The 18,911-nt window shown below is 71.2% G+C and carries 17 protein-coding genes; 5 read left to right on the top strand and 12 right to left on the bottom strand.

Annotated features, from left to right (window positions below):
* Positions 1 to 18: 18 nt before the first annotated feature.
* From ACWD2L_RS20735 to ACWD2L_RS20720, 4 genes are read right to left on the bottom strand one after another with little or no spacing between them, the layout of a single operon-like run.
* Complete coding sequence (locus tag ACWD2L_RS20735) at positions 19 to 1,131, bottom strand: XdhC family protein (protein WP_351331012.1); 1,113 nt, start codon at positions 1,129 to 1,131, stop codon at positions 19 to 21.
* Positions 1,124 to 3,250, bottom strand: coding sequence for a xanthine dehydrogenase family protein molybdopterin-binding subunit (locus ACWD2L_RS20730; protein ID WP_351331013.1), 2,127 nt, complete (start codon positions 3,248 to 3,250; stop codon positions 1,124 to 1,126). The genes ACWD2L_RS20735 and ACWD2L_RS20730 overlap by 8 nt, the downstream gene beginning before the upstream one ends.
* Entirely contained in the window at positions 3,247 to 4,239 is a 993-nt protein-coding gene (locus ACWD2L_RS20725) for an FAD binding domain-containing protein (protein ID WP_351331014.1), read from the bottom strand. The genes ACWD2L_RS20730 and ACWD2L_RS20725 overlap by 4 nt, the downstream gene beginning before the upstream one ends.
* Complete coding sequence (locus ACWD2L_RS20720; RefSeq protein ID WP_351331015.1) at positions 4,236 to 4,823, bottom strand: 2Fe-2S iron-sulfur cluster-binding protein; 588 nt, start codon at positions 4,821 to 4,823, stop codon at positions 4,236 to 4,238. The genes ACWD2L_RS20725 and ACWD2L_RS20720 overlap by 4 nt, the downstream gene beginning before the upstream one ends.
* A 214-nt stretch (positions 4,824 to 5,037) precedes the next feature.
* Here ACWD2L_RS20720 and ACWD2L_RS20715 point away from each other — a divergent pair, with 214 nt between their 5' ends.
* Positions 5,038 to 5,649: a TetR/AcrR family transcriptional regulator gene (locus tag ACWD2L_RS20715; RefSeq protein WP_351331016.1), complete on the top strand. Its 612-nt coding sequence runs from the start codon at positions 5,038 to 5,040 to the stop codon at positions 5,647 to 5,649.
* Between the two features lie 166 nt (positions 5,650 to 5,815).
* On the opposite strand, the gene ACWD2L_RS20710 is transcribed toward ACWD2L_RS20715, so the two are convergent.
* Positions 5,816 to 6,595, bottom strand: a complete 780-nt coding sequence (locus ACWD2L_RS20710; RefSeq protein WP_351331017.1) for a LysR substrate-binding domain-containing protein — start codon at positions 6,593 to 6,595, stop codon at positions 5,816 to 5,818.
* A gap of 58 nt (positions 6,596 to 6,653) precedes the next feature.
* Between ACWD2L_RS20710 and ACWD2L_RS20705 the strand changes: the two genes are divergently transcribed.
* Positions 6,654 to 7,058: a DUF5997 family protein gene (locus tag ACWD2L_RS20705; RefSeq protein ID WP_351331018.1), complete on the top strand. Its 405-nt coding sequence runs from the start codon at positions 6,654 to 6,656 to the stop codon at positions 7,056 to 7,058.
* Positions 7,059 to 7,218: 160 nt separating this feature from the next.
* Here the strand turns inward: ACWD2L_RS20705 and ACWD2L_RS20700 are convergent, their stop codons facing one another.
* On the bottom strand, positions 7,219 to 7,794 hold the full coding sequence (locus tag ACWD2L_RS20700; protein WP_351331019.1) for a helix-turn-helix domain-containing protein: 576 nt from the start codon (positions 7,792 to 7,794) through the stop codon (positions 7,219 to 7,221).
* Here ACWD2L_RS20700 and ACWD2L_RS20695 point away from each other — a divergent pair.
* Both ACWD2L_RS20695 and ACWD2L_RS20690 read left to right on the top strand, forming a co-directional pair.
* The gene (locus ACWD2L_RS20695) at positions 7,793 to 8,317 is read left to right on the top strand and encodes a GNAT family N-acetyltransferase (RefSeq protein ID WP_351331020.1); all 525 of its coding nucleotides are present in this window, start codon (positions 7,793 to 7,795) and stop codon (positions 8,315 to 8,317) included. The genes ACWD2L_RS20700 and ACWD2L_RS20695 overlap by 2 nt on opposite strands.
* A gap of 225 nt (positions 8,318 to 8,542) precedes the next feature.
* Positions 8,543 to 10,906 carry a phosphoketolase family protein gene (locus ACWD2L_RS20690; protein ID WP_351331021.1) on the top strand — a complete coding sequence of 788 codons (2,364 nt, stop codon included), beginning with the start codon at positions 8,543 to 8,545 and terminating at the stop codon, positions 10,904 to 10,906.
* Between the two features lie 24 nt (positions 10,907 to 10,930).
* Here ACWD2L_RS20690 and ACWD2L_RS20685 read toward each other — a convergent pair whose 3' ends face one another.
* The 5 genes from ACWD2L_RS20685 to ACWD2L_RS20665 form a co-directional block, all read right to left on the bottom strand.
* The gene (locus ACWD2L_RS20685; RefSeq protein ID WP_351331022.1) at positions 10,931 to 12,163 is read right to left on the bottom strand and encodes a Gfo/Idh/MocA family protein; all 1,233 of its coding nucleotides are present in this window, start codon (positions 12,161 to 12,163) and stop codon (positions 10,931 to 10,933) included.
* Positions 12,164 to 12,169: 6 nt separating this feature from the next.
* Complete coding sequence (locus ACWD2L_RS20680) at positions 12,170 to 13,003, bottom strand: carbohydrate ABC transporter permease (RefSeq protein ID WP_351331023.1); 834 nt, start codon at positions 13,001 to 13,003, stop codon at positions 12,170 to 12,172.
* Positions 12,996 to 13,985: a carbohydrate ABC transporter permease gene (locus ACWD2L_RS20675; RefSeq protein WP_351331024.1), complete on the bottom strand. Its 990-nt coding sequence runs from the start codon at positions 13,983 to 13,985 to the stop codon at positions 12,996 to 12,998. Before ACWD2L_RS20675 ends, ACWD2L_RS20680 begins: the two co-directional genes overlap by 8 nt.
* Complete coding sequence (locus ACWD2L_RS20670) at positions 13,985 to 15,283, bottom strand: ABC transporter substrate-binding protein (RefSeq protein WP_351331025.1); 1,299 nt, start codon at positions 15,281 to 15,283, stop codon at positions 13,985 to 13,987. The genes ACWD2L_RS20675 and ACWD2L_RS20670 overlap by 1 nt, the downstream gene beginning before the upstream one ends.
* 175 nt (positions 15,284 to 15,458) lie before the next feature.
* Positions 15,459 to 16,508: a DUF2804 domain-containing protein gene (locus ACWD2L_RS20665; protein WP_351331026.1), complete on the bottom strand. Its 1,050-nt coding sequence runs from the start codon at positions 16,506 to 16,508 to the stop codon at positions 15,459 to 15,461.
* A gap of 115 nt (positions 16,509 to 16,623) precedes the next feature.
* Between ACWD2L_RS20665 and ACWD2L_RS20660 the strand changes: the two genes are divergently transcribed.
* Positions 16,624 to 17,433: a YhjD/YihY/BrkB family envelope integrity protein gene (locus ACWD2L_RS20660; protein WP_351331027.1), complete on the top strand. Its 810-nt coding sequence runs from the start codon at positions 16,624 to 16,626 to the stop codon at positions 17,431 to 17,433.
* Here the strand turns inward: ACWD2L_RS20660 and ACWD2L_RS20655 are convergent.
* Complete coding sequence (locus ACWD2L_RS20655) at positions 17,425 to 18,837, bottom strand: DUF2252 domain-containing protein (RefSeq protein ID WP_351331028.1); 1,413 nt, start codon at positions 18,835 to 18,837, stop codon at positions 17,425 to 17,427. The genes ACWD2L_RS20660 and ACWD2L_RS20655 overlap by 9 nt on opposite strands.
* Positions 18,838 to 18,911: the final 74 nt, after the last annotated feature.

Below are 18,911 nucleotides of genomic sequence, written 5' to 3'. Positions count from 1 at the left end.
CCAGGCAACAAGGACGGGTCACCCCGTATGGATCGCCCCGTCACCGCCCCGTAGCGGCAATCCACTGCCACCCCGCCGCGCCGAAACGATTTCCGCTCCGATCGAGACCGCCGTCTCCTCCGGCGTACGGCCACCGATGTCGAGCCCTATCGGGGAGTGCAGGCGACCCAACTCGACCTCGCCCAGCCCGACTTCACGCAGCTTCGCCAACCGGTCCTCGTGCGTGCGCCGCGACCCCATCGCCCCGACATACGCGACCGGCAACCGCAACGCCACCTCCAGCAACGGCACATCGAACTTCGCGTCGTGCGTCAGCACACACAGCACGGTGCGCTCATCCGTGTCGGTCGAGCGGAGGTAGCGGTCCGGCCACTCCACGACCACCTCGTCCGCCTCCGGGAACCGCGCGGACGTGGCGAAGACACCGCGCGCGTCGCACAGCGTGACGTGGAAGCCGAGCAGCTTGCCGACCTTGACCAGCGCGCCCGCGAAGTCCACCGCACCGAACACGATCATCCGCGCGGGCGGCACACTCGACTCCACGAACAACGTGACGTCGCCCTCGCAGCGCGCCTTGCTCTCCGGCACCTCGCACAGCCCGGTACGGCCGAGGTCGAGGTAGGCGCGGGCCTGCGCCGCGAGCCCCGAGTCGTCGCCCTGCGTGAGACGCCCCTCGTGCGAGCCGTCGGGGCGGATCATCAACAGGCCGCCGGTGGACGGAAGTTCGCCCGGACCGTCGAGAATTCGCGCCAGCGCCACCGCCTCGCCGCGCGCCGCGACGGTGAGCGCCGTGACCACCGCCTCCCGCGACGGCGAGTCGAGCCGTACCGGTTCGACGTGCACCTCGACCTCGCCGCCGCAGGTCAGCCCCACCGCGAACGCGTCGTCGTCGCTGTAGCCGAACCGCTCACGCGCGGGCGCCCCGTCCGCCAGGGCCTGCACGCACAGTTCGTACACCGCACCCTCGACGCAGCCGCCGGACACCGAGCCGATGACCTCGCCCGCCGCGTCGACGGCGAGGGCCGCGCCGGGCGGCCGGGGCGCGCTGCCGCTCACCGAGACGACGGTGGCGACAGCGAACTCCCGGCCCTGCGCGGCCCATTCGCTCAGTTCGGCGGCCAGGTCAAGCATTGCGCTCCGTCTCGGCGAGCAGCACCCGATCCGGCCGCAGCGGCAGATCGCGGTGGCGTACCCCGGTCGCGTGCCACACGGCGTTGCCGATCGCGGCGGCCGTGCCGACGATGCCGATCTCACCGACGCCCTTGATGCCGACGGGGTCGTCCGGGTCGTTGTCGTCGACCCAGTGCGCCTCGATGGCCGGCACGTCCGCGTTGGCGGCGACGTGGTAGCCCGCGAAGTCGGCGCCGACGTGCCCGCCGTCCGCCGCGTCCCGCACGGCCTCCTCGTGCAGCGCCATGGAGATGCCCCACGTCATGCCGCCCACCAACTGGCTGCGCGCGGTGAGCGGGTTGATGATGCGGCCCGCGGAGAAGACACCGAGGAGGCGCCGCACGCGGACCTCGCCGCTCGCCACGTCCACGGCGACCTCGGCGAACTGCGCGCCGTAGGAGTAGCGCTCCTTCTGTGCGAGGGCGCCGACCAGTTCGGTGGTGTCGGTGCGGACCGTGAGGCCCTCGGTCGGAACCGCGGCGGTCGGCGACAGCCGGTCGCGCAGTTCGCGACTGGCCGCCATCACGGCCCAGCCCCACGAGCGCGTGCCCATCGAGCCGCCCGACAGCCACGCCTGCCCGAAGTCGCTGTCGGCGATCCGTACCCGCACCAGGCCCTGGTCGACGCCGAGTTCGTCGGCGGCGATCTGGGTCAGCGCGGTGCGGGCTCCCGTACCGACGTCCGCTGCCGTGATCCGGACCGTGAACGTACCGTCGTGCTCGGCGGTGACGGATGCCGTGGACGGGGCAACACCGGACGGGAACGAGCAGGCGGCGACGCCCGTGCCGAGCAGCCAGCGGCCCTCGCGGCGCACGCGCGGTCGCGGGTCGCGGCCCTCCCAGCCGAAGCGGCGCGCGCCGTCCTCGTAGCAGCCGAGGAGGTTGCGGCTGCTGAAGGGCAGCCCCGAGACGGGACCGACATCCGGCTCGTTGCGCACGCGCAGCGCGACCGGGTCCATGCCGAGCTTCTCGGCGAGTTCGTCGAGCGCCGACTCCACGGCGTACGAGCCGGGGGCCTCGCCGGGCGCCCGGACGAACGTCGGGGTCGGCAGGTCCACGGGCACCACGCGGTTCACGGAGAGGTGTGCTTCGGACGCGTACATCACGCGCCCGTATCCGGCGCTCGCCTCGACGAACTCGCGGATGTTCGACGTCAGCGACTGCGCGTCGTGTCCGAACGCGCGAAGGCGTCCGTCGGCGTCGGCGCCGAGCCGCATCCGCTGCGTGGTGGGGCTGCGGTAGCCGGTGAGCGCGAAGACCTGACGGCGCGTCATGGTGAGCCGGACGGGGCGCTGGAGTTCGGTCGCGGCCATCACGGCGGCGATGTGGTGCGCCGCCACGAGCTTGCCGCCGAAGGCGCCGCCGACGTGTTCCGAGCGGACGTGCACGGCGGACGGGTCGAGCGAGAAGGTCTGCGCGAGCTGGTCGGCGACCGCCCTGCTGCCCTGGTTGGCATCGTGCACCTCCAGGCGCCCGTCCTCCCAGCGCACGGTCACCGCGTGCGGCTCCATGGCCGTGTGGTGCGCTTCGGGGGTGGTGTACCGCTCGTCCACGACGGCGGCGGACGCGGCGAGTTCGGCCTCCAGGTCGCCCTTGGCGGCCTCCGAACCCTCGGGGGTGTAGGTGCCGGGCCGGTCGGCCTCGAAGGCTATGTCGTGCGGCTCGACGTCGTACTCGACGACGAGCGCCTCCGCGGCCTCCCGGGCCTGCTCGGGCGTCTCGGCGACGACGAGAGCGACGGGCCATCCGGCGTGCAGCACCTGGTCGTGCTGGAAGACGTGCAGGATGCCGTCGGGCGGCCCCATCAGGGTGAGGTAGTCGGTGTTGATGCGCGGCGCGTTGCCGTGGTGCATGACGGCGAGGACGCCGGGCATGGCACGCACGGCCTCTTCACCGACCGAACGGACCCGGCCGCGCGCCACGGTGGACAGCACGAGCCAGCCGTGCGCGAGGTCGGTGAACGGGAACTCGCCCGCGTACCGGGCGGCTCCCGTGACCTTCTCGCGCCCCTCGACGCGGCTGCGTCCGACACCCACCGACTCCGATTTCGTCGTGCCGGCCGCTGTGGTGGTGGTCGTCATCGGGTGGCCTCCGAGGCGAGTTCGGTGAGCAGCGCAACGATCAGATTGCGCATCAGGGGCACCTTGTACGTGCTGTCGGGCAGCGGCTTCGCCGCGGCGAGTTCCGCGTCGGCGGCGGCCGCGAACGTCGCGCCCTCGGCGGGCTGTCCGATCAGCGCCGCCTCGGCGGCACGGGCCCGCCAGGGCCGCGAGGCGACCGCGCCGAGCGCGATCCGCGCGTCCCGTACGACACCGTCCTGTACGTCGACGGCCGCGGCGACCGAGCCGATGGCGAAGGCGTACGAGGCGCGCTCGCGGACCTTGCGGTACGTCGAGTTGGCGGCGACGGGCGCGGGCGGCAGGGCGACCGCGGTGATGAGCGCGCCGGCCGGGAGTCCGGTCTCCAGGTGCGGAGTGTCACCGACGGGCCGATAGAAGTCGGCGAGCGCCAACTCCCCCTTCCCCTCGGCGGTTTCGTACTCGACGACGGCGTCGAACGCGGCGAGCGCGACACCCATGTCGGACGGGTGCACGGCGACGCAGTGCTCGCTCGCGCCGAGGATGGCGTGATTGCGGTGCTCACCCTCGATGGCCGGGCAACCGCTGCCGGGCTCCCGCTTGTTGCACGGCTTGCTGACGTCGGTGAAGTAGCCGCAACGGGTGCGCTGCAGCAGATTCCCGCCGACGGTGGCCATGTTGCGCAGCTGCCCGGAGGCACCGGCGAGCACGGCCTGCGCCAACGCCGGGTAGCGGAGCCGCACTTCGGGGTGGGCGGCGAGGTCACTGTTGGTGACGGTGGCACCGATCCGAAGCCCACCGCCAGCGGTCAACTCAACGCGATCCAGCGGAAGTTCCCGTACGTCGACGAGGCGCGCGGGGCGCTCCACGCCGATCTTCATCAGGTCGACGAGGTTGGTGCCGCCGCCGAGGAAGCGTGCCTCGGGGTCGGCGCCGAGCACCGCGACCGCGCCCGACACATCGGACGCCCGCTCATATCCGAACTCCCTCACGCCACGGTCTCCTTCGCGTCGTCGGCGGCGTGCGCGGCCGCGTGGGCGACCGCTTGCACGATCGACACGTAGGCGCCGCAGCGGCACAGGTTTCCGCTCATCCGTTCCCTGATCTCTTCGGGGGTCAGCGGCTTCGGGACGACCCCGGGCCGCACGTCGCCGGTGGCCGCGGACGGCCAGCCCGCGGCGTGCTCTTCGATGACGGCGATGGCCGAACAGATCTGACCGGGTGTGCAGTAGCCGCACTGGTAGCCGTCGAGCTCGACGAACGCCTCCTGCACCGGGTGCAGTTCACCGTCCGGGCCCGCGACGCCCTCGATGGTGGTGATCTCGCGGTCCTCCGAGGCGACCGCGAGCTGCAGACAGGCCACGGTCCTGCGCCCGTCGACGAGCACCGTGCAGGCGCCGCACTGCCCCTGGTCGCAGCCCTTCTTCGTGCCGGTCAGATCGAGCCGCTCGCGCAGGGCGTCGAGCAGTGTGGTGCGGTGATCGACGGGAAGCGTGTGCTTCTCCCCGTTGATGTTCAAGGTGACGACGCTGGACGTAGCGGACACGGTCGTGCCGCCGATGTCAGCTGGGGGCATGTGTGCAGCCTTCTTTCGCGTGTCTGATGCGTGGAGAATCGGCGCTGTACGCAAGGTGGGACGCGGACCGGGCATGGGTGCGGTGGGAGCCCGCACCCACTATGGTGTGGACTCTAACCGGACAACTGTCCGCTCTACGGGACACGAACGTAGTGGACAACTGTCCGCCCAGCAAGCACTATTCCCCGCCACGGCCGAAGAGAGGAGAATTCGCGTGGGGCACGCCAAGAAGCCTGCCGCGCTGCGCTCGGACGCGCAGCGCAATCGCGACCGCATCCTCGAGGTGGCCCTGGCCGAGCTGACGCGCTCCGCGGACACGCCGCTCAGCGCGATCGCGAAGAAGGCGGGCGTCGGGCAGGGCACGTTCTACCGCAACTTCCCGAGCCGCGAGGCGCTGGTCCTCGAGGTGTACCGCTACGAGGTGGAGCAGGTCGCCGACGCGGCCTGCGAGTTGCTGTGCTGCCGGCCGCCGGAGCGGGCCCTGCGCGAGTGGATGGACCGGCTCGCCCAGTACGCGATGGCCAAGGCGGGCCTCGCGGACGCGCTCCGCGAGGCGACGAGCGCGCGCGGCACGATGAAGCAACTGGCCCACGGCCCCCTGACCCAGGCGGTGACCCACCTCCTGGAAGCAAACGAGCAGGCAGGCACCATCCGCCCCGGCATCACCCCGGACGATTTCATGCTGGCCATCGCAGGCCTCTGGCTGATCGACCCACACGGGGCGTGGCAGGAACGGGCGGGCCGCCTACTGGACCTGGTGATGGACGGCCTTCGGGCAGGAGCACCATCACACCCATGCCCCCATTCAAGCCCCCGCGGCGATTGAGCCATTCAAGCCCCGCCGCCGCCTGAGCCTTTCAACCCTGCCGCCGTCTGAGCCTTTCAGCCCCGCCGGCGCTTGAGCCCATTCAAGCCCCGCCGGCGATTGAGGCGCGGGGTCCGGGGCGGAGCCCCGCGACCGGAGGACGGTCCACCGCACACGGCCCGGTGACTCAGGACCGCTTCCGCGGCTTGTTCTTCGCCGGCTTATTCGCACTCCGCTTCGACTGCGGCCTACCGTCCTGCCGGATGCGCCCCGGCTTCACGTAGGGCTTCTTCCCCGGCTGCTGCTTCTTCTTCTCGGACCTCTCCGGCTCCGCCTGCGCACGCCCCCGCGTACTGTTCACGGTCCGCCCCCGCACGATGCCGATGAAGTCCTCGACCCGCCCCGTGGTCCGCTCCTCGGGCCAGGCCAGCACCACGCTCGACTCCGGCGCATCCGTGACCGTGCGATACGTGAGGTCACGGCGGTGGTGCAGACGGGCAAGCGACATCGGGACGACGAGCACGCCCACACCCGCCGCGACCAGCTCGACGGCGTCGGCCGTCGTGGCGGGTCGCTCGAAGGCCGGCTGCCCGGGCGGCCGCTCCCAGCCGAGCACGTCGTCCAGCGGATGCTGCACGATCTCGTCGGCGAGGTCGGCGAGGGTGACCTCGTCCGCGGCGGTCACGAGATGGTCCTTGGGGACCACGACCACGGTCTGCTCGGTGTAGAGCGGGATCGCGCTGAAGTACTCGCGGTCGACGGGCGGCCGCAACAGACCCGCGTCGGCATCCCCGCGGCGCAGCACGTCGGCCACCTCGGCCGCGGCCACCTGCACGAGGTCGAGCGAGACGTCGGGCAGGCGCTCACGCCAGATCCGCACCCACTTGGCGGGGGTGGCCCCGGGAACGTAGGCCAGGCGGAAGCCGGGCTCTGCGGGCGGTTCGGGGGCTTCTTGCGTGCCGGTCACGGGGCAAGGCTACCCGTCGTGGTCGGCGGGCCCCGTCGCGCTCGATACCCTTGACCTCATGAGTTCGCATCAGAACGCCCAGACCATGAAGCCCGCGACCGCGGCCAAGAAGCTGGGTGTGTACCTCGAGGCCACGCCCGCCGAGTTCCAGGAGGGCGTCGTCTCGCGCGCCGAGCTGTCCGCGCTGCAGGCCGAGCCGCCGCAGTGGCTCGCCGATCTGCGTGAGAGTGGCCCGCACCCGCGTCCCGTGGTGGCGCAGAAGCTGGGTGTCTCCATCGCGGGTCTGGCCCGTGGCGGTGTCACGGAGGCGCTGACCACGGAGCAGATCGAGGCGATCAAGGCCGAGAACCCGGAGTGGTTGCAGGTGGAGCGGGCCACGCAGGCGGATGTCCGCAAGGAGAATGTGCGGGTCAAGAAGCTTCACGCCGAGCAGGCGGAGCAGCGGGCGCGGCGCGAGTCCTGATCCCGGCGGGGGCGTTGCGGTCACCGTTCGGCCCGCGCCCCACCGCACGGGGCTGCGCCCCGGACCCCGCGCCTCAAACGCCGGCGGGGCTGGAAAGATCGGGGCTCTGCCCCGTACCCCGCTGCTCAATCGCCGCAGGGGCTTAAATTCCCCACTCAGCTCACGGCGCCCCGTCGCGTACGAGGACCACGGCGTAACGGCAGTCGTGCGTCGCGGAGTTGGCGAAGACGCAGGGCGCGGGTGGGCCCAGTTCGACCGTGTCGCCCGGGTCGAGTTCGTGCACCACGTCGCCCTCGCGGAACGTGAGGTGTCCTTCGAGGACCCAGATGATCTGGCGGTGGAACGCGAACGCCGCGGCCGGATACGGGACCTCGGCCCCGGCCGGCAGCCGGACCTCCGCCACCTCCGCGGGGAAGGCGGGCCCGGACACCTGCCGTCGTACGTACCCGGTCTCCGGGTCGTGCCACCGCGGCGCCTCCTGCGCACGCCGGACCCGCTCCCCGGAGGGCACCGGCTCCGGGTCGAGCAGCATCGCCACGCTCAGCCGGAACGCCGCCGACAGCTTCCCGAGGATCACGGCGCTCGGACTGCTCTCGCCGCGCTCGATCCGGTGGATCATCGCCCGCGACACCCCGGACTCCCCGGCCAGCTCCGCCAGGGTCCAATGACGCCGGTCCCGCTCCACGCGAATCCGGGCGCCGATGCGCTCCACCAGGGGGTCTACGATATTGGACATGGTTCTACGATACGAGACGCCGGCCCCGGCGGTGAAGGTCCGCCCGGCCCACGAGGACGACCTGTACACCGTCCTCGCCATCCGCAACCACGCCATCGAGCACGGCACGGCGCTGTGGACGGACACCCCGCAGTCCCGCGAGGAGGGCGCGGCCTGGCTGGGCGCGCACCTTGAGCGCGGTTCGGCGTACGTGGCGGAGCTCGGCGGCGCGGTCGTCGGGTTCGGTGTCTACGGGCCCTGGAAGGCGTACTCCGGGTTCCGGCACACCGTGGAGAACTCGGTGTACGTCACCGGGGGCCACCAGGGAGCCGGTATCGGCTCCGCCCTCCTGACGACGCTCGTCGACTCGGCCACCGCCGCGGGCCTGCACGTCATGATCGCCGGGATCGAGTCGGGCAACGCGGCCTCGATCCGTCTGCACGAACGGCACGGCTTCGAGCACGCGGGAACGGTGCGCGAGGTGGGCACCAAGTTCGGCCGCTGGCTCGACCTGACCCTCATGCGGCGACAGCTGAGCAGCTGAGCCGACCGGCCACGGCTGCTGCCCAAAGCGGACACGACGCCGGCTCTGCCGTCACGTCGACCGCCCGCTCACCCTGTAGCCACACGTCACCCGACTCGCCCCTCGTGTTTGGGGTGGGTCGGCCCGGCGACCCGGCACGATGGCCACAAGGGCTCTTCGTGCGCGGCCGGACCGGGCGACAGACTGGCGGCGCCCGAGCACACTGCCGCTACTGATGGAGCTGCCATGGCGAAGGATCTGTCCAAGCACCAGGCCGCCGCGCTCGACGCACACTGGCGGGCCGCCAACTATCTCGCGGCGGCCCAGATCTACCTCCTCGACAACCCTCTGCTCACCGAGCCGCTCACCCCCGAGCACATCAAACCGCGCCTTCTCGGCCACTGGGGCACCTCCCCGGGCCTCAACCTCGTGCACACCCACCTCAACCGTGTCATCAAGGAGCGCGACCTCGACGCCCTGTGCGTCTGGGGTCCGGGACACGGCGGGCCCGCCGTGCTCGCCAATTCCTGGCTGGAAGGGTCGTACTCGCAGACGTATCCGGACGTCTCGCGGGACGCCGCAGGGATGGGGCGGCTGTTCAAGCAGTTCTCCTTCCCCGGCGGGGTGCCGAGCCATGTCGCGCCCGAGACGCCCGGCTCGATCCACGAGGGCGGCGAGCTCGGCTACTCCCTCGCGCACGCCTACGGCGCCGCCCTCGACAACCCGGACCTGCTCGTCGCCTGTGTGATCGGCGACGGCGAGGCGGAGACCGGGCCGCTCGCGACGTCCTGGCACGCGAACAAGTTCCTCGACCCGGCGCACGACGGGGCCGTACTGCCGATCCTGCACCTCAACGGCTACAAGATCGCCAACCCGACCGTGCTCGCCCGCATCCCCGACGCCGAGCTCGACGAGCTGCTGCGCGGGTACGGGCACGAGCCTCTGCACGTGACCGGCGACGATCCGCTGCGCGTGCACCGCGACCTGGCCCGCACCATGGACCAGGCCCTTGACCGCATCGCCCGCATCCAGCGCGAGGCCCGCGAGGGGAAGACGAAGGAGCGCCCGCGCTGGCCGATGATCGTGCTGCGCACGCCGAAGGGCTGGACGGGCCCGAAGGACGTGGACGGCGAACCCGTCGAGGGCACGTGGCGCTCCCACCAGGTGCCGCTGCCCGGCGTCCGCGAGAACCCGGACCACCTGCGGCAGTTGGAGGAGTGGCTGCGCTCCTACCGCCCCGAGGAACTCTTCGACGCCGAGGGCCGCCCCACCCGGCAGGTCCTCGACTGCGTGCCCGAGGGCACCCGGCGCCTGGGTGCCACGCCGCACGCCAACGGCGGGCTGCTCACCCGCAAGCTGCCGCTCGCCCCGCTGGAGCGCTTCGCGGTGCCCGTCGACAAGCCGGGCACCGCGCTCCACGAGCCCACCCGTGTGCTCGGCGACCTGCTGGCCCAGGTCATGCGGGACACCGCGGACCGCCGCGACTTCCGCATCGTCGGCCCCGACGAGACCGCGTCCAACCGCCTCGAAGCCGTCTACGACGCCACCGGTAAGGCCTGGCAGGCGGGAACGCTCGACACGGACGAGCACCTGGCGCGCGACGGCCGGGTCATGGAGGTGCTGTCGGAACACCTGTGCCAGGGCTGGCTGGAGGGCTACAACCTCACCGGCAGGCACGGCCTGTTCTCCTGCTACGAGGCGTTCGTGCACATCGTCGACTCGATGGTCAACCAGCACATCAAGTGGCTGAAGACATCAAGGGAGTTGTCCTGGAGGGCGCCGCTGCCCTCACTCAACTACCTGTTGACCTCACACGTGTGGCGCCAGGACCACAACGGTTTCTCGCACCAGGACCCCGGCTTCGTCGACCACGTCCTCAACAAGAGCCCCGACGTCGTACGGGTGTATCTGCCGCCGGACGCGAACACGCTGCTTTCGGTCGCCGAGCACGTGCTGCACAGCCGGGACTACGTCAATGTCGTGGTGGCCGGGAAGCAGCCGACCTTCGACTGGCTGTCGCTCGACGATGCCCGCGCCCACTGCGCGCGCGGCGCCGGGGTGTGGGAGTGGGCGGGCACCGAGGACGGCAGCCGCGAGCCCGATGTCGTCCTGGCGTGCGCGGGAGACGTGCCGACGCAGGAAGTCCTCGCGGCGGCGGGCCTGTTGCGCACGCATCTGCCGGAGCTCGCGGTGCGTGTCGTCAACGTCGTCGACATGACGCGGCTGCTGCCCAAGGGTGAACACCCGCACGGCATGCCGGACTCCGAGTACGACGCGCTGTTCACGGCCGACAAGCCGGTGATCTTCGCGTACCACGGCTACCCGTGGCTGATCCACCGCCTCGCGTACCGCCGCACCGGCCATGCCCACCTGCACGTACGCGGCTACAAGGAGTCGGGCACCACGACCACGCCGTTCGACATGGTCGTGCGCAACGACCTGGACCGCTACCGCCTGGTCATGGACGTCATCGACCGGGTGCCGGGGCTCGCCGTGCGGGCCGCGGCGGTGCGCCAGACGATGGCCGACACCCGCACGCGGCACCACGCGTGGATCCGCGAGCACGGCACGGACCTCCCCGAGGTCGCGAACTGGTCGTGGACGGGATGAGGGCCAGCAGAATCCCTGGGGCCCTCAACTCTGGTCGTTCGTAAACCAGTTGGCGAGTTCGGGCGACACGCGCGGCACCGTCACCGGCTGCCCGTCCGCCCGCAGGGACTCGGTGGCGGCGACGCCCGCCGCCACCGCCTCGCGGGCCGCCACGGGGCTGGTGTCGGTGGCGCCGCCCTCGCGCACGAAGCGCAGGAACTCGGCGACGAGCAGCGGGTCGGAGCCGCCGTGCCCGCCCTCGCCGGGTGCGGGCATCGGGACGACGAGGTCGGCTTCGGCGCGGTAGCCGCTGCGCCGCTTCCAGACGCGGACCTCCGCGGTCTCGCCGTGGTCGCCGAAGTTCTCCAGGCGGCCCTCGGTGCCGATGACGGTGTAGTTGCGCCAGTAGTCGGGTGTGTAGTGGCACTGCTGGTAGCTGGCGTGGATGCCGCCTTCGAGGCGCATCACCATCATGGAGAGGTCCTCGACGTCGACGACCGGGTTGAGGCCGGTGAGGGACTTCGGGGGCCAGTTGTTCTCGGGGTCGTACCAGTCGGGCATGGTGGCGCCGGGCGCCTGCCCCGAGCGGTCGGCGATGTCCCCGTACACGGTGAGGCCGCCGAGCGCGGTGACCCGCTCCGTGTAGGCGCCGGCCAGCCAGTGGATGACGTCGAGGTCGTGGGCGCCCTTCTGGAGGAGGAGTCCTGTGGTGTTGCGGCGGTCGGCGTGCCAGTCCTTGAAGTAGAAGTCGCCGCCGTGGCCCACGAAGTGGCGGCACCACACGGCCTTGACCTCGCCGATCTCGCCGCGCTCGATGAGTTCGCGCATGACGCGGACCACGGGCATGTGCCGCATGTTGTGACCCACGTAGAGCCGGGAGCCGGAGGTGCGGGCGGCCTCAAGGACGCGGTCGCAGCCCTCGGTGGTGATGGCGAGGGGCTTCTCGACGAAGACGGCGACACCGGCTTCGAGGAGGTCGACCGCGAGTTCCTCGTGGGTGTGGTCCGGGGTGATGACGAAGACGGCGTCGAGGTCCTCGGCATCGAGCATGGCCCGGTGGCCCTCGTAGGTGTGCACGTCGGCGCCGAACCACTCGCGGGCCCGGTCGAACATGCCGGGCGCGGTGTCGGCGACGGCCACCACGGCGGAGCCCTCGCCGGGGTGGTGGGCTTCGCGGGCGACGGTGGCGCGCAGTCCGAGACCGATGACACCGAGGCGGAGTTCGCGGGTGTGTACGGGGGTGCCGTGCGTCTCTTGCGTACGGATGTCCGTGGTCATGTCTGGTCAGCCCTTCATGCCGGAGAAAGCGATGCCTTGGATGAACTGGCGCTGCATCGCGACGAACACCACGATCACCGGAAGCGTGGCGAGCAGGGACCCCGCCATCAGCACCGGGTACTCGGTGAGGTGGGCGCCCTGGAGCGAGGCGAGGCCCGCCGACAGCGGCATCTTGGCCGGGTCGGTGTTGACGATGAGCGGCCACATCAGGTCGTTCCAGGACCAGAGGAACGTGAGGATGCCGAGCGCGAGAAGCCCGGGGCGGGCGAGCGGCAGCGCGATGCGCCAGAAGACGGTGAAGGGGTTGGCACCGTCGAGCCGGGCCGCTTCCTCCACCTCCTCGGGCAGTCCCATGAAGAACTGGCGGAGCAGGAAGGTGCCGAACGCGGAGAACATGCCGGGGACGACGAGCGCCTGCATGGAGTCGAGCCAGCCGAGGCTCTGCATGATCTGGTACTGCGGCAGCAGGAAGAGCTGGCCGGGCACCATCAGGACGGCGAGGAAGCCCAGGAAGATCGGGCCGCGTCCGGGGAAGCGGATGCGGGCGAAGGCGTACGCGGCCATCGAGCACAGCAGGATCTGTGCGGCGGTCCGCAGCAGCGCCATGATCGTCGTGTTCACGAACTGCGTCCCGAACGGGACGCCGTCGAAGACCTTGACGTAGTTCGAGAAGTCCCAGTGCGCGGGCAGGATCGTCGGCGGTACGCGCACGGACTCGCCGAAGCTCTTGAACGAGGTCAGCAGCTCCCACAGCAGCGGGAACACGGTGATCACGGCGCCGAGCACGAGCAGGACGTGGGCGGGCCAGATCCGTCCCTGTCGGGTGTCCGTCTTACGCATAGTGGACCCACTTCTTCTGCAGCCGGAACTGGACGGCGGTCAGCGCCATGATGAGGACGAACAGGACGCACACGATGGCCGCGCCGTAGCCGCGCTGGTTGTCGAAGAACGCCTTCTGGAAGAAGAGCATCACCACTGTCTGACCCTCGCCGTAGGCCGGGTTCTGCAGCGCGTTCTGTGTGTTGGCGCCGAGCATCAGGTAGACGAGGTCGAAGACCTGGAGCGACTGGATCACCGAGAGCACGGTGGTGAAGAACAGTGTGGGGCTCATCAGCGGGAGGGTGACCGAGACGAACTGCCGTACGCGGCCCGCGCCGTCGAGGGCGGCGGCCTCGTAGTAGTCGCCGGGGATGGACTGCAACCCGGCGAGCAGCAGGATCATGTTGTAGCCGACGGTCATCCACACGCCGACGACGGCGACCGCGAAGCGGATGGTGCCCGGGTCGGACACCCAGTGGGTGCCGTCGATGCCGATCGTGGACAGCGCGTGGTTGAGGATGCCGGCGTCGCCGTTGTAGAGCCAGCGCCAGACGACGGCGACCGCGGCGGGCATCGTGACGACCGGGAGGAAGTAGAGGGTCCGGTAGATGCCGGTGCCGCGCAGCCCCTTCAGGTTGAGCAGCACGGCGATCACCATGGAGAGCGGGATGCCGAGGAGGACGAGTCCGGTGTAGATGGCGGTGTTGCCGAGGGACTGCCAGAACTCCGGGTCGCCGACGAGGGTGCGGTAGTTGGCGGCGCCGATCCAGGTCGTCCCGCCGAAGGGGCCCCATTCGGTGAGGCTGTAGTACACCGTCTGCACCACGGGCCACAGGTAGAAGACGGCGAGGCCGAGCCCGGCGGGGGCGATGAGGGCGTAGCCCCACCACTTGTCGCGGTGCTGGAACCGGCGCTCGCGGCGCTTCAACTCCTTGTTGTTCAACGGTTGTTGGTGGCTGCGTTGCGCGGGAACCGCCGCTTTCGGCTGCGTGTCGACGCTCATCAGGCCCTGCCCTTCCTCTCCTGCGCGAGCAGCTGGTTCATGGCGTCCGCGAGGGAGTCGGTGGCGGATTCGAGGCTCTCGACACCGCTCCACGCCTTGGCGAGCCACATCTGTTCCTTGTGCTGCCAGGCCGCGCTGTTGGCGGAGCTGGGATACAGCACCGCGTCGTCGAGCGCGTCCAGGTGCACCTGGAGGTTGAAGTGCGGCATTCCGGCGGCCCATGGCTGCGCGGTGCCGTTGCGGGCGGGGATCGCGGTGCCGTACTTGCCCTGGAGGAGGGAGATGCGTTCGGTGCCGAGGAAGCGGACGAAGTCGCGGGCGAGTTCGGGGTTGGGCGTGCGGGCGTAGACGACGTTGGCGAGGCCGTGCAGCACGCCTGCGCGGTGCTTCCCCTTGGGTATCGGCGCGACGTCGATCTTGGCCCGCAGCTCGCGGTCGGTGTGGAAGGTCGCGGCGTTGTAGGACGCCTCGTAGGTCATGGCCAGCGTGCCCGACTGGAACATCTGGGTGGGGTCGGTGTCGGCCATCTGCTGGAGGGTGGGCGAGCTGCGGTACCGGTGGATCAGGTCGATCCACAGCCGCAGCCCGTCGCGGGTCTTCTCGTCGGCGTATCCGGATTGCTGCTTGTCGGCGGAGATGACCCATCCGCCGGCCTGCGGGATGGAGTCGTAGTAGTTCTCCTGGGCGCGGACGGGCGCCCCCACCCCGTAGATCCCGCGCTTGCGGTCGGTGAGCCGCTGCGAGTTCTCGATGAGGTCCTGCCAGGTCCAGTGGGCGTCCGGATACGGCACCTTGGCCCGGTCGAAGAGCTCCTTGTTGTACCAGAGGGCGACGGTGTCGAAGTCCTTCGGAGCGCCGTACTGGGTGCCCTTCCAGCGGTACAGGGAGACCAGTTCGGACGGGAAGTCGTCGGTGCGGAGCACGGCGTCGTCGCCGCCGGTGTCCAGGGGGAGCAGCTGCCCTGCGTCGGCGTACATGCCGAAGTTGGGCCCGTTCATCCAGAACACGTCGGGTGCGGCGCCGCCGGTGCAGGCGGTGCGCAGCTTCGTCCAGTACGTCCCGTTCGGGGTCAGCTGGACGTCGACGCTCACGCCCGGCCGGGACCGCTCGAAGGCGCGGGCCGCGCGCTGCATGGCGGGCAGTTGGTAGACGTCCCAGACGCCGTACGTGAGGTGGCCGCGCCGCGAATCGCCGCCCTTGGCCATAGAGGCATTCGACGAGGAGGGACCGCAGCCGGACGTGAGCGGCGCTGCCGCGAGTGTCGTGGCGGCCGCGGCGAGGAGAGAGCGCCTGCGCACAGGGAGCCTTCCTGGTGAAGAGTCGACCGGAATGCAAGGACGCTATTTGCTCGAAGTTGATGGGTCAAGGCTTGTTTCGATCACCTTTACGCAAATGTGGGATCGGGCCAGGGGAATCCGGGCACGCGAAAGCCCCGCCCGGGTGGGGCGGGGCCCGTCTTCCGGTCCGGTTAGGTCACCAGCGCATGCGTACGTCCTCGGCCCAGCCCAGCAGTTCCCGCACGGCGATCTCGGTGCCGTCGTCGGTGCGCACGTGGCCGTCGTAATGGCCGAAGCGTTGGTCGGTGTGGTTGGCGAGCAGCCCGAGGTCCGTGTGGGAGGACCGGTTGTGGAACGGCGTGAACGTCAGGTCGACCTGCTCCGACGCGGTCGTGCGGATGCTCCAGGGAGCGAGCGGGTCGGTGGTCGACCAGCGCCAGTCCAGCTCCTCCCCGATCTTCGTGAGCCGGCCGTCCACGCACAGCCCGTTCTCGGTGGAGCCGGTGCCCGCGGTCCACCGGCCGCCGAATTGCAGGCCCAGCGTGTGTCCGTCCGAGCGTCCGGAGGCGGCGCCCCAGTTCCAGTCGACGGTGCGCGGCCAGCGCCCGCGCCCGTGGTCGAGCACGGCCCAGCTCTCGCCCTCGCCGAACTCCAGCCGCTCACCGCCGATCCGGACCCGTCCCGTCGCGGGCAGCGCGGTCTGCTTCGAGGTGTACTGGAACCGCCGCGCGCCCCACGGCACGACGACACTCAGCGACTCATGGTCCTTCGGCCGCGCGACCAGCAGGTCGATGTCGACCGGGAGCCGGTCGGGCGTGAGGCACCGGCCGCGCAGCCGGACGCCGCCCTCCTCGTCGCGGATCTCGATCCGCACCTTGCCGCCGGTCGGCCGGGCGGGCCCGACCACCACGTCCGGTACGCCCGGGGCCCCCGCCACCCGGTCCGGCAGCCGCACCCCGCGCCCGAGCGGAACGACGGCGGCGCGCTCGAACTCCCGCCCCTGCGCCCCGAATTCGAGCAGATAGACGGAGTTGAGGGCGATGAAGTCCAGGTCGCTCACGGTCAGCGCGACGAGATGCGTCGGCGTGGTCACGCACCAGTGCTCCCAGCGCTTGGTCCGCCCCCACCCGCGCAGATTGGCGCGGTGCACGGGCGTCCTCGACCAGCCGACCGCCGCCTGGTCGAGGCTGCCGTCGGGGTGGCACAGGTCCACCGGATCCACGATTTCCCGCTCGTGCGTCACCATCCGTGGAGCCTACATCCAGGTGGTGTGTCACCCGGCGCGGGCGACGTGCGTCCCGGCGCCCGGCCCGACAGTGCCCGGCAGGAGTGCGGGTCCCCCGCCCCGGGAGGGCGTTGTCATGACGATCACGGATGCCGCCCGGCCCCTGGCGGGCCGGATCGTGCAGCAGCTGGTGCACGTCACCATCCTGGACATGGCGACGCGGCTCGCCGCGCAGGCGTTCCTGGCCGCCCTGCCGATGCTCATCGCCCTCGCCTCGTTCTGTCCGCAGGTGGTACGGGATGAACTCCTGCGCTCGCTGCGTACGTTGACCGGGACGTCCGGGGCGGTGGCGCGGCAGGCCGAGGAGGTGACCGGGGGCGGTGATGCCGCGCTGCACAGTTGGGGCGCGGCCGGTGTGCTGGTGGCGCTGCTCTCCGCCACCGCGTTCACCCGGGCCCTGCAACGGCTGTGCGAGCGCGCCTGGGACGTGTCCCACTCCGGGGTCAGGTTGGTGGCGTGGCGGTGGGCGGTGTGGCTGCTCGTGTGGGTGGTGATGCTGATCGTGCAGGGCACGCTGCACCGGGCGTTCGGCGCGGGCGTGCTCCTCGGCTACCCCTTGCAGTTCGCGGCGGCCGCGCTGATGTGGTGGTGGACCCAGCATCTGCTGCTCGCCGGGCGGGTGCCGTGGCTGCCGCTGCTGCCGGGGGCGCTGCTGACCGCGGCGGGAGTCGTCGCGTTCTGTGGGGCGTCGGGGCTGTGGCTGCCGCATGCGCTGCGGATGAGTGTGGAGCGCTACGGGGCTCTCGGTTCGGTGTTCACGGTGCTGTCCTGGCTGATCCTGTTCTTCACCATGGTGGTGTTCGGCGTGGCCGTCGGACGCGTCTTGGCCGAGGAGGAGTTCCTGCGGCGCCGGCTCGGCGGCACGACGGTCACCGGGTCACGCTGACTCCACGGTCACCCTGCCGTCCCGCGCGGCGGCGGCGAGCGCCTTGTGGTCGCGCTCGTTCTGGTCGGCGTAGGCCTCCGCGAAGCGGGCGAGTGCCTGGTCGAAGCGGTCGGAGCGGCCCAGGTAGGCGGCGATGGCGACGCGGTCGCCCGAGCGGGCGTGGGCGCGGGCCAGCGTCGCGCCGCAGGCCCGGCCGAACAGGCCCATGACGCGCGGGGACATCAGATCCGCCTGCGGAATCACCTTCCAGTCCCTCAACTGCCGTACATAGAAGTCACGTTGGCGGCCGTCGAGGCCCTCCACCCGCTCCCAGCCGAGGAACATGTCGCCGGCCGCCTGCATGAGGCGCTGCCCGACGACGACGCGCTCGCCCTGGTTGGCGTGGGCGCCGGGCCCCGCGAACTCCGCGAGCACGGAGGGCCCCGCCTCCTTCGCCTGCAACAGCAGCGGATCGTTGACGTCTCTGCCGTCGCCGCCGAGCAGCAGAACGATCCAGCAGCGGGTGCCCACACTGCCCACGCCGACCACCTTGCGCGCCATGTCGACGACCCGGTACTGGCCGAGCAGCGCCCTGCGTTCGGCGCTGAGTGTGCGCGCGTACCGCTCGATCAGGTCGATCAACTGCGCCTCCAGCTGCTTGCGTTCGACACCGGGCAGCAGTTGGTCGAGCGGAGTGATCAGGGGCGGGTCGGCCGCGATGCGCGGTTCGCCTTCGACGACGTGGGCGAGCTTCTCCAGGGCCTGGAGGTGGTCACGGCCGCGGGCCTTTCCCAGGGCGTGCGACATGCGCCGCCGGGTGCGGCCGTCCAGCTTCCCGGACACGGCGGCGTACAGCTCCTCCGCTTCGATCCGCGAGTACCACACGTCGAGCGTGCGCATCCCGGCGAACCGCTCCATCGACTGCCGGTACGAGGCGGCCGTGGCCCGCACCGCGCGCTCGCGCTCCGGACGGCCGAAGCCGTTGCCGCGGCCCGCGATGACGAGGCTGGCGGCGAGCCGCTTGACGTCCCACTCCCACGGCCCGCGCAGCGTCTCGTCGAAGTCGTTGATGTCGAACATCAGGCGCCGCTCCGGGGAGGCGAGCAGCCGGAAGTTCAACAGGTGGGCGTCGCCGCAGAGTTGGGCCCGCAGGCCGGTGACGGGTGTGTGCGCCAGATCGGACGCCATGATCGCGGCGGCGCCCCGGAAGAAGCGGAACGGCGACTCCAGCATGCGGCCGTAGCGGATCGGTACGAGCTCCGGCAGCCTGGCCGCCGACTGCTTCTCCAGGATGTCGACGGGGTCGGGGCGGTCGGCGGCGGGGGCGTAGTCGGCGTGCCCGGAGCGCGGGGCGCGGGACCTCGCGGACCTGCCCGTGCTCACCCGTTCGCGCGCGCTGCGGCGACGGCTCGTCATCTCGGTCATGGCGGGCTCCTTCCTGGCTGTGCACACCGTGCGCCGGGCCGGGCGCCGCGACGTCACCCCGCCGGTGTGAGGTC

This window comes from Streptomyces sp. NPDC002754, from assembly GCF_053592315.1.
The sequence above is the reverse complement of the archived record's forward strand: the minus strand, read 5'-3'. Positions and strand labels throughout refer to the sequence as shown.